16 protein-coding genes and 1 pseudogene are annotated in these 14715 nt (G+C 43.8%); 10 read left to right on the top strand and 7 right to left on the bottom strand.

The window, feature by feature from the left end; translation table 11 throughout:
• Positions 1–424: pseudogene (locus V7K40_RS15195) on the bottom strand (hypothetical protein); the annotation flags it as partial.
• Between the two features lie 170 nt (positions 425–594).
• Here V7K40_RS15195 and V7K40_RS15200 point away from each other — a divergent pair.
• Together V7K40_RS15200 and V7K40_RS15205 are read left to right on the top strand one after the other, a co-directional pair.
• Positions 595–1137 carry a tetratricopeptide repeat protein gene (locus V7K40_RS15200; RefSeq protein ID WP_334960924.1) on the top strand — a complete coding sequence of 181 codons (543 nt, stop codon included), beginning with the start codon at positions 595–597 and terminating at the stop codon, positions 1135–1137.
• 138 nt (positions 1138–1275) lie between these two features.
• Positions 1276–2178 (top strand): DUF3153 domain-containing protein, encoded by a 903-nt coding sequence (locus tag V7K40_RS15205; protein WP_334960926.1) that lies wholly within the window; start codon positions 1276–1278, stop codon positions 2176–2178.
• A gap of 148 nt (positions 2179–2326) precedes the next feature.
• Here the strand turns inward: V7K40_RS15205 and V7K40_RS15210 are convergent, their stop codons facing one another.
• Positions 2327–2731 (bottom strand): helix-turn-helix domain-containing protein, encoded by a 405-nt coding sequence (locus tag V7K40_RS15210; RefSeq protein ID WP_334960928.1) that lies wholly within the window; start codon positions 2729–2731, stop codon positions 2327–2329.
• Positions 2732–2880: 149 nt separating this feature from the next.
• On the opposite strand from V7K40_RS15210, the gene V7K40_RS15215 reads away from it, so the two are divergent.
• Positions 2881–3501 carry an FMN-dependent NADH-azoreductase gene (locus V7K40_RS15215; RefSeq protein WP_334960930.1) on the top strand — a complete coding sequence of 207 codons (621 nt, stop codon included), beginning with the start codon at positions 2881–2883 and terminating at the stop codon, positions 3499–3501.
• A 227-nt stretch (positions 3502–3728) separates the two neighbouring features.
• On the opposite strand, the gene pdxH is transcribed toward V7K40_RS15215, so the two are convergent.
• Positions 3729–4373: a pyridoxamine 5'-phosphate oxidase gene (gene pdxH, locus V7K40_RS15220; RefSeq protein WP_334960932.1), complete on the bottom strand. Its 645-nt coding sequence runs from the start codon at positions 4371–4373 to the stop codon at positions 3729–3731.
• A 112-nt stretch (positions 4374–4485) separates the two neighbouring features.
• On the opposite strand from pdxH, the gene V7K40_RS15225 reads away from it, so the two are divergent.
• From V7K40_RS15225 to V7K40_RS15240, 4 genes are all read left to right on the top strand, one after another.
• Entirely contained in the window at positions 4486–5571 is a 1086-nt protein-coding gene (locus V7K40_RS15225; RefSeq protein WP_334960934.1) for an AI-2E family transporter, read from the top strand.
• Positions 5572–6101: 530 nt separating this feature from the next.
• Positions 6102–6935 carry a ScpA family protein gene (locus V7K40_RS15230; RefSeq protein WP_334960936.1) on the top strand — a complete coding sequence of 278 codons (834 nt, stop codon included), beginning with the start codon at positions 6102–6104 and terminating at the stop codon, positions 6933–6935.
• 231 nt (positions 6936–7166) lie between these two features.
• Positions 7167–8336 carry an NDP-sugar synthase gene (locus tag V7K40_RS15235; protein WP_334960938.1) on the top strand — a complete coding sequence of 390 codons (1170 nt, stop codon included), beginning with the start codon at positions 7167–7169 and terminating at the stop codon, positions 8334–8336.
• 3 nt (positions 8337–8339) lie between these two features.
• Positions 8340–8552: a hypothetical protein gene (locus V7K40_RS15240; protein ID WP_334960940.1), complete on the top strand. Its 213-nt coding sequence runs from the start codon at positions 8340–8342 to the stop codon at positions 8550–8552.
• 42 nt (positions 8553–8594) lie between these two features.
• Here V7K40_RS15240 and speA read toward each other — a convergent pair whose 3' ends face one another.
• Positions 8595–10613 (bottom strand): biosynthetic arginine decarboxylase, encoded by a 2019-nt coding sequence (speA, locus tag V7K40_RS15245; RefSeq protein WP_334960942.1) that lies wholly within the window; start codon positions 10611–10613, stop codon positions 8595–8597.
• Positions 10614–10898: 285 nt separating this feature from the next.
• Between speA and ndk the strand changes: the two genes are divergently transcribed.
• The gene (gene ndk, locus V7K40_RS15250) at positions 10899–11348 is read left to right on the top strand and encodes a nucleoside-diphosphate kinase (protein ID WP_334960944.1); all 450 of its coding nucleotides are present in this window, start codon (positions 10899–10901) and stop codon (positions 11346–11348) included.
• Between the two features lie 107 nt (positions 11349–11455).
• Here ndk and V7K40_RS15255 read toward each other — a convergent pair whose 3' ends face one another.
• Entirely contained in the window at positions 11456–12178 is a 723-nt protein-coding gene (locus V7K40_RS15255; RefSeq protein ID WP_334960946.1) for a DUF475 domain-containing protein, read from the bottom strand.
• Between the two features lie 424 nt (positions 12179–12602).
• A complete protein-coding gene (locus V7K40_RS15260; RefSeq protein ID WP_334960948.1) occupies positions 12603–12902 on the bottom strand; it encodes a hypothetical protein in 300 nt (99 codons plus the stop codon).
• Positions 12903–13145: 243 nt separating this feature from the next.
• Between V7K40_RS15260 and V7K40_RS15265 the strand changes: the two genes are divergently transcribed.
• Together V7K40_RS15265 and V7K40_RS15270 are read left to right on the top strand one after the other, a co-directional pair.
• Positions 13146–13382, top strand: coding sequence for a DUF433 domain-containing protein (locus tag V7K40_RS15265; RefSeq protein WP_334960950.1), 237 nt, complete (start codon positions 13146–13148; stop codon positions 13380–13382).
• A 314-nt stretch (positions 13383–13696) separates the two neighbouring features.
• Positions 13697–14026 (top strand): hypothetical protein, encoded by a 330-nt coding sequence (locus V7K40_RS15270; protein ID WP_334960952.1) that lies wholly within the window; start codon positions 13697–13699, stop codon positions 14024–14026.
• Between the two features lie 148 nt (positions 14027–14174).
• Here the strand turns inward: V7K40_RS15270 and V7K40_RS15275 are convergent.
• The coding region (locus V7K40_RS15275; protein ID WP_334960954.1) for a tetratricopeptide repeat protein at positions 14175–14715 on the bottom strand (541 nt) is incomplete at its 5' end.

The raw sequence follows: 14715 nt of genomic DNA on the forward strand, positions 1-14715 counted from the left end.
GGGGAAAGTAAGAATCGGGCTGCCTTACCTGGGGAAAGTAAGAATCGGGCTGCCTTACCTGGGGAAAGTAAGAATCGGGCTGCCTTACCTGGGGATAATAAGAATCGGGCTGCCTTACATGGGGATAGTAAGAATCGGGCTGCCTTACATGGGGATAGTAAGAATCGGGGTAATTATTGCGTTGTGGCATTAGTCCCGTTGCTGGGTCTACAGGCATAGGTGTGGGAATCGGACTACCATAAATAAAGGAACCGACAGCAGGCGATGTCTGACGACAAGCTGCTTTGCAGCTACCCCTGACTCCATAACCACCATCAATCACTCTCATACGCTGGGCAGAAGCTGGAGCAATGCTTGCACCCATAACTGCTAAAGTCATGCCTGCTAAGAGCCAATTCAGTTGCGAATGCTTGATTTTCAACATATTTTGCTCACCTGCATTTGATACCGGAATTTTTAATCAGAAAATAGTCACAGCTACTTAGTTAAAATTTTAGAAGTTTATCCACTTTCAGATTGCCAGCTTTTGAAAAGATTCCAAAAAGATTGCTGGCATTGGCAAAATTAAAACAGTGCTGATTTTTTATAGAAGACGTGAGTGCAGAAAGTTTAGAAATTGCTAAAACCCGCTACCAGACTGGGAAAGTTGCCTTTGAAAATGGGCAATACCGCGAAGCCGTAGAAAATTTAGAAAAGGCCAGCGCCCTGTTAGCTGGTAATTCTCGCTTTGGGGGCGAAGTAGAAATTCATCTAGTGACAGCTTATGAAGCGGCTGGACGCACGGATGATGCGATCGCTCTTTGCGAAAGACTCAAACGCCATCCCTTTTTTGAAATCAGCAAACAAGCGCGACAGATGCTTTACATCTTAAAAGCACCAAAGCTGAAAAGACCGAGCGAATGGATGACTCAAATCCCCGATTTGGGCACATTACCCGATAATGAACTCAAAATTTCTATTGCTGCTAAACCTACTAAATCTTCTGTGCAGCAAAAGCCTAAACCTACAGAGCCAGAATTTGTTGACCTCAGTCAGGTCAATACCAGAGATAATCGCTTTATCTGGGTGGCGCTAATTGCCATTGGTTTAACCATCTCGTACTTGGTTTGGTTGAGTTTTTCAGGAACCCCTGGCTGATACCAATTTTGGATTTTGGATTTTGGATTTTGGATTTTGGATTAAAATTCTTTACCAAAATGGTGTTCCAGGAATCTCAAACAATACGAAGAAGTCAAGATTGGTTAAAAACTTTGACTTTTGGGGAGATTTATAGTTATGAATTCTTCAATTTTCGGGAAGATTTTCTTGTGGTTAATCAGACCATTTAGTTTTGTGTTGGCAAAGATGAAATTTCTCTTACCACTAAATGGTCGAAATCGAATCAACCGCGTTTTTCGCATCCGAAATCCTATTCTGTGGCTAGTGCTGTTAACATCCCTGCTACTGTCTGGCTGTGTGAAGTACGATGTGGGGCTTAACTTTGACAACTCAAATAGTGGTGAACTAGTACAGCATATTAAGTTGGGAGAACGGCTAACCAGTTTTAGTGGCGATTATGTATATGAATGGTTAAATACCATAGAGCGCCGCGCCCGTAAACTTGAGGGTAAAACACAGCGAGTTTCCACTGAAGAAATCATCGTCACAATTCCTTTTAGTAATGGTAGGGAATTGCAAGAGAAGTTCAACGAATTTTTTAACTCCCGTGTTAATCAATCATCTGAGTCTGTGCAGAACAAATCTAACTCAGAACTGCCGAAAATTGAATCAAACGTCCTCTTAGAGGAGAACAATTTTTTACTTTTAGTCCGAAATCGGTTGATTTATGATTTGGATTTGCGATCGCTTTCTCTAATTGCCAGCAAAGGTAACGTCCTGGCTAATGCTGGTTCAATTCTCGACTTGGAATTTAGTTTGAAGACTCCTTGGGGAGCCAAAAATATTCAACTAACTGAAACTGCGATCGCGCCTGAAAAGAATGGCAATCAACTAGTGTGGAAACTCCAGCCTGGTGAGCTAAATCACATAGAAGCTGTTTTCTGGCTTCCCAGCCCCCTTGGTATTGGGGCGTTGTTAATTATCCTGTTTGTCTGGGGAGGATTGTACTTGAGATACAATTTCATGCCAGATCCCAGAATTCAGTTTCCTGCCAAAACAGCAGCGATCCAGGAACAGTAGACTATTCATCTGTTCAATATTGTTAGCAAAGCCGATGCATTCTCCATCGGCTTTTTTACATTTTCCCAGCTTTTTGTCAAGTGGACTTCGTAATTTGCGTAATCTGGCGCGGAAGTACACAAGACAACAGCCTTGAAAAAGCTGGTATTCAAAAACTGTCTCCGTTTGACATGGAAGAACTTTCCGTGTGGATGGAACGTTCCCTTTGAATATTGCTATGTTCTCGTTGTTCGCTGCCATACCAGCGTTCAGCTAGTGCATTGAGTTGATGAAGCACATCAATGAGTTCCTGACCACGTTCTGTGAGACCGTAAGTTACTTGGGGTGGCACAGTTGGTTCATAGTGGCGATAAATAATTTCTGCTGCCTCAAGCATTCTCAGTCTTTCCGTCAAAACTTTGGTGGAGATGCCCTCGACTAAATGCTTCAATGCACCAAAGCGAGTAGGCCCACGATTACACAACACCCACAGTATATACATTGTCCAGGGCCCTGATAGTAAAGACATCAGAATACTAACAGGGCAAGCATCATGATTTTTAGAGACAGACATCGATAAGTTAGCCAAAATTTTCCAACAGTTACTTTATGGTAACTACTTTACTTTAGTAACTAGTTACTTTTAGTATAGAATGCAATGCTTTGAAATTTAGACTCAAAAAAAGTCAAAGTAGTAAATCCTAGCTAATCAGGAGATATTTCGTGGTAAACATTTTACATATTGATTCCAGCCCCCGTGCTGAACGATCGCACTCAAGAGAACTATCTAAGGAATTCGTCAGTGGTTGGAGGGCGGCGCATCCTGAAGATGCGATCGCTTATCGAGATTTAGGGCATTATCCGGTTCCTCACGTCGATGAACCTTGGATTGCAGCGGCATTTTCACCACCAGAAACCCATACTCCAGAATTAACTGAGGCAATTAGGATTTCTGACGAGTTAGTAGATGAATTTTTAGCTGCCGATCGCTACGTCTTTGGAGTGCCAATGTATAACTTTAATATACCTTCCACTTTCAAGGCTTACATTGACCAAATCGTTCGGATTAACCGGACTGTTGCTTTAAATGATCAAGGTTTTAGAGGATTAGTCGAGGGTAAAAAGGCAGTTATCATTACAGCTAGCGGCAGTGACTTTAGTGCAACATCCCCTGCTGCTGCCTATAACTTCCAAGAACCATACCTGCGGGCGATTTTCGGGTTTATTGGGGTTACGGACATTCAATTTATTAACGCTTATAGTATGAACAATAGTGATGATGCCCGTACCCAATCTCTATCAGAAGCACGGGCAGCAATTCAAGATTTGATCGCCCAGTGGTAAGCAGGATAACTGGGAAAGGGAGCATACTTCGATTCCTTTCGGCTTCTCTACGAGACGCTGCGCCCTAAGCGTAGCTATGCCGCAGGCTTTATGACTGCGCCCTTCTCTACAAGAGGCTGCGCCAATGGCTACGCTCAGGACAAGCTCAGTAACCAGGGGAGATGAGTAAACAGGGGAAGGAAAGGAAGATATAATTCTCCATTGTCTCCCTCATCCCCCTCATCCCCTCAAGGTGACAATCGCTTAATATTCCAAGTGCCATTATCTAAACGGCTATAGAGTAAGCGATCGTGCAGACGGCTGGGGCGGCCTTGCCAAAACTCAATTTCTGTGGGGATCACTCGTAAGCCTCCCCAATGAGGCGGTCGGGGAATCTCCTGATTTTCATATTTGCTCTTAAACTCCTGCAAGCGTCGCTCCAGAACTTCTCGGCTTTCTATCGCCTCGCTTTGATTAGATACCCACGCACCCAGACGACTGTTGGCTGGGCGACTGTCAAAATACTGGTCAGACTCAGTTTCGGAAACTTTCTCCACATACCCCGAAATTCGGACTTGACGTTCCAGTTCTGCCCACCAAAAGACTAAAGCCGCTTGGGGATTTTCTGCCAGTTCTTGTCCTTTGTGACTGTTGTAGTTGGTGAATAAGACAAAACCTCGTTCATCAAAATTCTTGAGCAGCACCATTCTAGCCGAGGGCTTCCCGTCTGGGGTGGCGGTAGCAATGGTCATCGCATTAGGTTCAGGAAGTTGTCCTGCTAGAGCCTGATCGAACCATTTTTTAAATTGGATAAAAGGATTGAGGTCTACTTCGAGTTCGCTTAAACCTTCCAAGGTGTAATCCTTGCGAAGGTCGGCTACGGTTTTGTCCATTGTGATTTGTTTCCTTGCGATCAGTCTTTGTTAAAAATATCTATGATGATGATCAGTGCCATCAAGAATTTTATAAATTCTCTCAAAAAATATATAAAATAGGTTCCATAAGATGCGCCGTTCGGCCTCCCTTCAACGCCTGTTAATTTATGGTCTAAGCGGTCCAATTATCGCTCTCAATGTCTGGCTACTGTCGGTGCTTTTTCGCTATTTCCAGCATCCGATTACCGTCTTGAGCATTGCGGCGATTCTGGCTTTTCTACTAAATTACCCAGTTAAGTTCTTTGAACGGGCTCAGATCACGCGCACTCAGGCGGTGATCATAGTTTTACTTGCAACGTTAACCCTGTTTGTGATTCTGGGTGTCACCCTAGTGCCGTTGGTGATTAACCAAACAATCCAGCTATTAAATAACATCCCTGATTGGTTAGGTGCCAGTCAAGCAAACTTGGAGCAGTTTGAGATGCTGGCAAAACAACGACGTTTGCCAATTGATCTGAGGGTTGTGACCAGTCAAATTAATGCCAACATTCAAAATGTGGTGCAACAGCTAGCTTCTGGGGCAGTGGGATTTGCTGGAACACTCCTCTCAGGATTGCTTGACTTAGTGTTAGTTATTGTGCTTGCATTTTATATGCTTTTATATGGCGATCGCGTCTGGTATGGTCTGATCAATCTTTTGCCCTCTAATATTGCAGATCCCCTTACCACATCCTTGCGCCTAAATTTCCAGAACTTCTTCCTCAGCCAGTTGTTGCTAGGACTGTTCATGGTGCTAACCCTGACGCCAATTTTCTTAGTGATAAAGGTGCCCTTTGCCCTGTTGTTTGCCATATTAATTGGTATCTCAGAACTCATTCCCTTTATCGGGGCGTCTCTAGGCATTGGTCTGGTAACAATTTTAGTACTGCTGCAAAATTGGTGGTTGGCAGTTCAAGTTGCTATAGCGGCAATTATCATGCAGCAGCTAAAAGATAACTTGTTAGCTCCCAGGTTACTCGGCAATTTTATCGGACTGAATCCTATCTGGATTTTTGTGGCTATTTTGATGGGATTTGAGATTGCTGGGTTGTTGGGGACGCTTGTTGCTGTTCCCATCGCTGGTACTATTAAAGGCACTTTCGATGCGATTAAGAGCGGCAAGTCAGGTGACTTTCTCTCAACTGTGATATATGCTCGTGACTCGCCCCACGATTAAGATGGCAGGGGGCAGGGAGCAGGGGAGAAAGATTCTGGAATTCCCCAGCAATCACTGTCTTTTCAAGCCCACTTCGGCTTTGCTCAGTGCATCGTCTAAATTTATTTATGCTTATGCTCAAAAGAAAAACATTTATTTCGAGATGCAACGCACTCCTAAATAATTACATCCAAGTTTTCAGAGCAACTAAATTTATTTATGGAGTCCTCCCCCAGCAAGAACTGCCCCTCTGCCTCTTTGGTCACCCACAAGGGATAAAAGCGCACAGCGGAACGTTATGGTATGAACCAAAAGATTTTTTAATCTAAAATACTAAAATCTAAAATTGGTATGGTCAAAAGTTGCACATTCTGATCTCACAATTCACAATGGTGAGGGACTTGCAAATTTCAGGGGATACTGCCAGCAGGCAATTCCTGAATAAAAGAAGCGCAAGGGAATTCATAAAGTACACGCTTTGCCAATAGTCAATGAGTTTACTGTTGAATTTACGGTCTTTTGATTCTCATTAATTAACTTAGAACCTGCTGATGGAAGCTTCTGAGCTATTAGAAACAATCACACTCCTGATTTACCAAGCCCAACAGGGAGAAATTGACCCTTGGGATGTCCAAGTGATTGAGGTGATTGACCGTTACTTAGAACTGATGGCACCGGAGGCAATAGGAAGAGGTTATGAAGCGGACTTGTCTCAATCTGGACAGGCCTTTTTGTCAGCATCAATGCTGGTATTATTCAAAGCCAATACATTGATGCAATTGTCAACAGTAGGAGATATCCAGGATGGTGTAGTAGATGATGCCTTACTGGAAGATGAAGACGGAATATCAGATGTAGGTCATCGTCTACCATTAGAACGGCAATTGCGTCGTCGTCCAGCGGCAATGCCGCCACCAAAACGTCGAGTGACTCTGCAAGAGTTAATCGAGCAATTGCAGATTATGGCGAACCAGCTAAAACTAGTAGAAAAAGTCAGCAAACCTATCCGTCTGAGACGGCAGCCTAGCGTCCAAAGTATGCGGGAGGCGCTGGAGTTAGCTCACCAGGAAAATCTTACCGAAGTAGCTAGAGAACTGGAGCAGGTATTGAATTTATCGGCAAGGGAGCTAAATTTAGAACAAAATTGCTTGAATCTAGAACAACTTGTAGAGTTGTGGACTCACACAAAGCTTCTCAACCAAAATGGATCTGGACATGAGTCTAAACACAGTCATTTAGTTAGCGTTTTCTGGGCGCTACTACTACTCTCGGCTCAATCGAAAGTAGAGCTATTTCAAGAGGAGTTTTACCATGAGATTAAAATTCGCTTACTTGCAGATTCAGCTAACTCCTGCAAACCTTTTGAGCACCCGACGATGAACTAAGAAAGCCAAAAGTAGCCCTACAGATAATTTACAGATTTTTGATTCAGCCCCAAAATCCGAGTAAATTGAAAAGATAAGCGATCGCTTGTCATCTAAGTATACCTATGGTTGCAATAACCAGTAATTCCTGTTATCCCTGTTTTGAGGGATGACTTAGAGCATAAATAAAAACTGATGATTAAGTATCACTCGATGAAAGTAAACTGGCTTGTGGTTGAGGAATAAATTTTTATGAAAGCGATGATTCTCGCAGCTGGCAAGGGGACTCGCGTGCGTCCGATTACCTATACAATTCCCAAACCGATGATTCCCATCCTGCAAAAGCCAGTGATGGAGTTCTTGCTGGAACTGTTACGCCGTCATGGATTTGACCAGATTATGGTCAACGTTAGTCATTTGGCTGAGGAAATAGAAAACTATTTTCGTGATGGTCAACGGTTTGGGGTGCAGATTGCCTATTCCTTTGAAGGGAAAATTGATGACGACGGGAAACTGGAGGGAGAAGCAATTGGTTCAGCTGGAGGGATGCGCCGCATCCAAGACTTCTCACCCTTTTTTGATGATACCTTTGTGGTTTTGTGCGGTGATGCTTTGATTGACTTGGATTTAACTGCGGCGGTTAAATGGCATAAAGCTAGAGGGGCGATCGCTACTATTATTACGAAATCTGTCCCCAAGGAAGAAGTTTCTAGCTACGGTGTGGTTGTGACTGACGAAGAGGGTCGTGTCAAAGCTTTCCAAGAAAAACCTTCAACTGAAGAAGCTCTCAGCACCAACATCAACACAGGTATTTACATCTTTGAGCCAGAGGTTTTTAACTATATCCCCTCTAGTGTCGAATATGACATTGGTAGTCAATTGTTTCCCAAATTGGTAGAAATCAAAGCTCCCTTCTATGCCATTCCTATGGACTTTGAATGGGTAGATATTGGTAAAGTACCAGACTATTGGCGGGCGATTCGCGGTGTACTGCTGGGTGAAATCAAAAATGTGCAAATCCCTGGTCATGAAGTCGCCCCTGGCATCTATACTGGCTTAAATGTTGCGGTAAATTGGGACAAAGTGGATATCACAGGTCCAGTTTACATTGGCGGGATGACCAGAATAGAAGATGGAGCTAAAATTGTCGGCCCAGCGATGATTGGCCCCAATTGTTGGATATGTAGTGGTGCAACAGTGGAAAACAGCGTGATTTTTGAATGGTCGCGCTTGGGCCCTGGAGTCCGCTTAGTCGATAAGCTGGTGTTTGGACGTTATTGCGTAGATAAAACTGGCGCTGCGATCGATGTTCAAGCGGCTGCTTTAGACTGGCTGATTACCGATGCTCGTCAGACACCGCCATCACATAACCCTGTTGAACGACAAGCGATAGAGGAATTGTTGGGGACAAACGCAAATTAGGGAATGGGGAATGGGGCATGGGACTGGGGAACAGTTTTCCAATGCCCAATGACGGCAGTTGACGCCAGTCCGCTCAAGTCGGGATACCATGCACGGCAGTTCCTCCTGGGAGAAACCCCCAAGACCGGACTGCCTCACCACACGGCTGGCTCCTCCACTTGGGGAAACCCCTACAGCCCTACGGGCATCCTACGGCAGGCGCTAGCCTCTCACTAATGGGAGAAGACCGCACTGCCTCCCCAATGCCCAATCCTCAATCTAACTATTTAAGTACGTATATCTTCTGAGACTCTGCTCGTAGGTTTGCAGTAGTCGCTGAGATTCTGCTAGGGTAATGCGCTTTTCTTCTAATGCTTGCTCGCAACGTTGACGAATGTTTTCCACCATATCTTCGGAGTCATACTGGACGTAGCTCACCACTTCACTCATGGTGTCACCTTTGACAACGTGTTCAATCTGGTAGCCTTTGGGCGTTAATTGGATGTGAACCGCGTTAGTATCCCCAAATAGGTTGTGCAAATTGCCCATGATTTCTTGGTAAGCTCCATTCAAAAACATCCCCAAATAATAGGGTTCTCCGGGCTTGTAGGTGTGCAACTCTAAAACCGATTTGACATCACGTAGGTCTATAAAGCGGTCGATTTTACCATCACTGTCGCAAGTGAGGTCTGCTAAAATTCCTCGCCGCGTTGGTTCTTCAGCCAAACGATGGATTGGCATGATCGGGAATAGCTGGTCAATCGCCCAGCAATCTGGTGCTGATTGGAACACTGACATATTGACGTAGTAGATGGAAGCCATAATTTGTTCTAGGTCTTCCAGTTCATCTGGTACGTATTCTTGCTGTCTAGTAATGTTAAGAATTTTTTGACAACAAGCCCAGTAGAGCCGTTCAGCTTTAGCTCGTTCTCTGAGACGTAAAATTCCTAAGTTAAACCGACTGATAGCTTCTTCTTTGAATTGTGCAGCGTCGTGGTATAACTCTTGGTAATTTTCTTGGTTGATGGATTGGAAGCTTTCCCAAAGATAATTAATAATTGGGGATTCTCCCTCTTGTGGAGGTTCTGGGGCGTCGAGGGGGACATCGCTAGTACTGAGAACGTCGAAAATCAGCACCGACTGATGAGAAGCGATCGCTCGTCCACTTTCACTAATCAGTGTTGGTACGGAAATCTGCCGCTCTGCACAGGTATCTTTTAACTCTGCCACAATGTCGTTGGCATAGTTCTGCATATTGTAATTTTTTGATGCATAGAAGTTGGTTTGGGAGCCATCATAATCTACGCCCAAGCCGCCACCAACATCAAGGTATTTCATATCTGCTCCCAGCATTGCCAATTCTACATAAATGCGGCTGGCTTCTTGGATGGCATCTTTAATCACATTAATGGCAGAGATTTGTGAGCCGATGTGGAAGTGCATCAACTGCAAAGAATCGAGCAAGTTAGCTTCGCGTAACTTGTCAACAGCCTCGATTACCTCAGGCATAGTCAAACCAAATTTAGCGCGATCACCACTAGAGGCTCCCCAACGTCCCATGCCTTGGGTACTGAGTTTAGCACGAACTCCTAATATTGGTTTAATACCTAACTGGCGATTAGCATCTATCACCAAATCAACTTCTTCAATCTGTTCTAAGACGATAATTGGTGTTTGCCCTAGTCTTTGGGCTAACATTGCCGTTTCGATGTATTCCCGGTCTTTGTAGCCGTTGCAAACTAACAATGCTCCTGGTGTATCCAACACAGCTAAAGCAATCATTAGTTCTGGCTTGGAACCAGCTTCTAAACCAAATTGATGGGGTTTGCCAAATTTCACTAAATCCTCAATCAAATGCCGTTCTTGATTACATTTGACGGGAAACACGCCCCGGTAGACACCAGGGTAATTATAGCGGGCGATCGCTTTGGCAAAACAAGCGTTCAACCGCTCAATCCGGTCTTCCAAAATATCGGAAAAGCGAATCAACATGGGAAGTCCCAAGTTGCGCTGCTTCATGGCGTTGACTAATTCAAACAAGTCTAAAGAACCCCCGCGATCGCCCTTGGGTGCTACGGTCACGTGTCCAGCAGCGCTAATCGAAAAATAAGGTTGTCCCCAACCTTCAATCCGGTATAAGGCTTCGCTATCCTCAATTTTCCAGGAGCGAGGTAAATTTTCTGTGGTAGTACTAAGTGGTAACAGCTTTTTCTGTTTATGATTTTTCACTTCAGATTTATGTCCATTGGCCGGTACTTGTACCACCTCGTCAGATGTAGCAGTTGGCTCAACACCCATTTCTTCCTAACCTCAGTTTTTCTACCCATGAGTTAACAATTTAGCGCATTCATCTGAGAACGGATATGCACCCAAAGATAAATTCTGAGATAAACTCTGATTGGTCAGCCCCTTTGGGGAAGTCAAAAGTCAAAAGTCAAAAGTCAAAAGTCAAAAATCAAGAGTCATTAGTCATTGGTCATTAGTGCAAAACTCTTAGACTCAAGACAGAGGACAAAGAACAAATGACAAATAATAAAGGACAATTGACCAGATAAAAAATTTATTAAGTTTTTGGAGATAGCAATGGAGCGCACATTCTTAGCAATTAAGCCTGATGGAGTACAGCGGGGATTAGTGGGGGAAATTATCCGTCGCTTTGAAACTAAAGGTTTTACCCTAGTTGGTTTAAAGTTCCTCAAAGTCAGTCGGGATTTGGCGGAACAACACTATGACGTTCACCGAGAACGTCCCTTTTTTAGTGGTCTAGTCGAATTTATCACTTCTAGCCCAGTAGTAGCGATGGTATGGGAAGGTGATGGCGTCGTTGGAGCTGCTAGAAAAATTATTGGTGCGACGAACCCATTAACAGCAGAGCCAGGAACGATTCGCGGTGATTTTGGCCTGAATATTGGTCGCAACTTGATCCACGGTTCTGATGCTCAAGAAACCGCGCAACGGGAAATTGCCCTATGGTTTAAGGATGAAGAATTAGTCAATTGGCAACCACACTTAACGCCTTGGTTGCACGAGTAAGACAGTAGAGACTGGGGAACTCGGGGCCCCCGCTCCCGGAGGGAGTGGGGATTAGGGGTAATGGGTACTGGGGACTAGGAATCCCTGCCCCCTTCCCCCTGCTCTTTTTACTTCGAGATTTCGCTCTTTTCCGGTTCTACTTGGGGTAATTCAGTGCCAACACGCTTGGAAAATCCCCAGCCTAAAATTAGGAAGATGGCAGGAATCATTATCCATTCTGGTGGAACTAAACTATCGTTGACCACTTTCAACAACAAGCGCAAGCCTACCAACGCTACAGTTACATAGCCTGCGTCTTCTAGGTTTTCATATTCGTCTAGCCAACGGATAAACAATCCCGCCATGAATCGCAGCGTAATAATACCAATTGTTGCACCCGTCAGCACCAGCCATTTTTCTTGAGAAACTGCGATCGCAGTTGTCACGCTATCCAAAGAAAATGCCAAATCTGTAAATGCAATCACGGGTATTGCTTGCAACAACGAACTAAAACGCGGTTCGTGATGCTGCTCCTCTTCATCTTGTTGAGAGGTAAAGTGTTGGAATACCAACCACAGCAGGTAAGCAGCACCCAATAATTCAAATTGCCAGAATTGTTGTACCCAAGTAGCCGTGAGAATCAGGGTAATTCGCAGCACATAGGCAACGACTAAACCAAAGTTGAGGGCCTTACGCTCAAGTTCTTTGTCTTCTAGCCCTTGAGCGATCGCAGCCAGAGCGATCGCATTGTCGGCAGATAACACCGCCTCTAAAAACACCAGGATCAGCAGAACTATTGGGGCTTCAACGCTGAAATGAAAGTTGAGGTAATCAAAAATTTGGTCTAGCATTCCGGGTTTCTCAAGCAGAAAAAATTAAAATTTGACAGAAACAGTGATTTTCATATTAAAAAGCGCAATGAATTGCTACTCTAATCCAGCTTAACGTGGTTGAGGTGCATTTTGAAGGGGGTTGAATGGATGCGATCGCCGTGCCAGTAGGGTGTTTTGGGTGTTATTCAATACACCAAAAGTTTTAACATTTGGCTGAATGCGATCAGAAGCTTTCCTCTGTGCGCTCTCTGTGCCTCTGCGGTTTAAGAGTGATTTATTGAACCACAGAGGCGCAGAGAACCCAGAGAAAAGAGAAAATGCGTAACTCGTAAATTTATAAGACGATGCTTTTTGGGTTTAGCAATATGCTAAACCTCTAGAAAAGATGAAGTTCAAGTGGGGTGCGTTACGCCCTTGCGACAACGCACCATCTTGATATGTCCTATTGCATTAAAATCTGACGGATTAAAATACTCATTACCTCGCCTGGGTTGGCGGTTGGTAGTAGCGGACTCCAATCGCCGATGCTGGCGTAGCCAATCACTTGCAGATAGTGAATTGTGCTAGTAACTGCTTTTGGAGAACCTATTAATAGATGTTTAATCGGTTCTCTTTTGGGTAATTGATTTTCAGAAGATTGATTCAGGATGGGTGTATTTAAGTTTTCGCCATCTAAGTACTGTTGTAATTCTGATTGGGCGAACTTCTGATTTTTTACAAACTTTTGTACTTGTGCCATCATTGTAATTGTCTCCCAGAATGGGGGTTTACAGAAAGGCGATCGCAGTTTCTTGGCAGAGGGCGATCGCCTTTCTTATTTGTATATTAAAGTATATTTTTATACTTGTAAAACCTTAAATCAAAAATAAATTAACATTCAAAAGTATTTATTTGTAGCTACAATTATTTTTCTGCTGTTGTTATTTGGCATCTAGAATTAGCTTATGAGAACAAAAATATCGTCATAATTTATGAATATTTCTTGATGAATGACACACTTTTACAACGCATTACTCATAATCCAAATATCTGCCACGGTAAACCTTGTATTCGAGGACTTAGTTATCCAGTTGAGTTTATTTTGGAACTGCTCAGTTCTGGTATGAGTAATGAAGAAATATTGGCAGATTATGACGATTTAGAATCTGAAAATATTTTGGCTGTCTTGTTATTTGCTGCTCGACTTAGCCAAGTCAAAAGCATTCATCGAATTGCCTCATGAATCCTCTTGCACTCCACCCCAACCCTCCCCTTATCAAGGGGAGGGGGTAAACTTGCTCAATTTCCCCCCTTTATAAGGCTACGGTGTACACACAAGTCTGAAATAGCTGATTAACTAAGGTTTTACCCCACCCTAACCCTCCCCTTATAAAGGGGAGCCACTGCGTTGGACGGGTTCCCCGGCTTGTTCGCTCTTAGCGTTCCCGCAGGGTAGCATGTGGCGTGAGGGAACCGGATTTTCTTGTTTCCCCCTTAATAAGGGAGGTAATTCGACTTGTGTGTACACCGTAGCTTTATAAGGGGGGATTAAGGGGGGTGTCGTTTATTGAATTCGGGGAGTCGTTTATTGAATTCGGGAAGTCGTTCATCGAATTTGGGAAGTCGTTCATCGAATTCGGGGTGTTGTTTATTGAATTTGGGGTATCGTTTATTGAATTCGGGAAGTCGTTTATTGAATTCGGGGAGTCGTTTATTGAATTTGGGGAGTCGTTTATTGAATTTGGGGAGTCGTTTATTGAATTCGGGGCGTCGTTTAAGTGGGTATGCAAAAATATTTATGTCATTGCGAACGAAGTGAAGCAATCGCAAGGCCTTGCGATTGCTTCGTTCCGCTTCGCTACACTCGCAATGACAATGTATATTTAATTTTGCATGACTACTTACATGAAATCAGCAACGCCAATATTTTTATTTTTTTTGAAGATATTCAGGCTGTCTTGTTGTTTGCTGCTTGACTCAGCGCAAAGTTTCCTTGGCAGACTGCTAGCTGTGTTTTATGATTACAACTTTCGCTTCACTTAAATAACCCTAAAAACTTCTTCAATAACCCTAAAAACTCCTCCCACAAGGAATTATTATTAGCATTATTCTTAACTTTACGGTTAGCAATCTTTTGAGCTTGAAGATTTTCTAGATTTTGCCGAACAGTAACCGTATTGGGATGATTTACCCCAAACACCTGCTGACAAATTTTTAAAGCTTGCAGATACAGGGGTTCGGCTTGGTCGTAGCGTCCTTGAGATTTGTATATACTTGCCAGGTTGTTCAGGTTGGCGGCAACATAGGGATGTGTTTCTCCCAGTAGGCGTTTATAAAGTTCTAAAGCTTGCAGATACAGGGGTTCGGCTTGGTCGTAGCGTCCTTGAGAATCGTAGAGATATGCCAGGTTGTTCAGGCTGGTGGCAACATGGGGATGTGCATCTCCCAGCAGGTGTTTTCTCAGTTCTAAAGCTTGCAGAAACAGGGGTTCGGCTTGGTCGTAGCGTCCTTGAGATTTGTATATACTTGCCAGGTTGTTCAGGTTGGCGGCAACATAGGGATGTGTTTCTCCCAGT

Origin of the sequence: Nostoc sp. (assembly GCF_036917195.1) — a bacterium.
Classification (GTDB): domain Bacteria; phylum Cyanobacteriota; class Cyanobacteriia; order Cyanobacteriales; family Nostocaceae; genus Nostoc.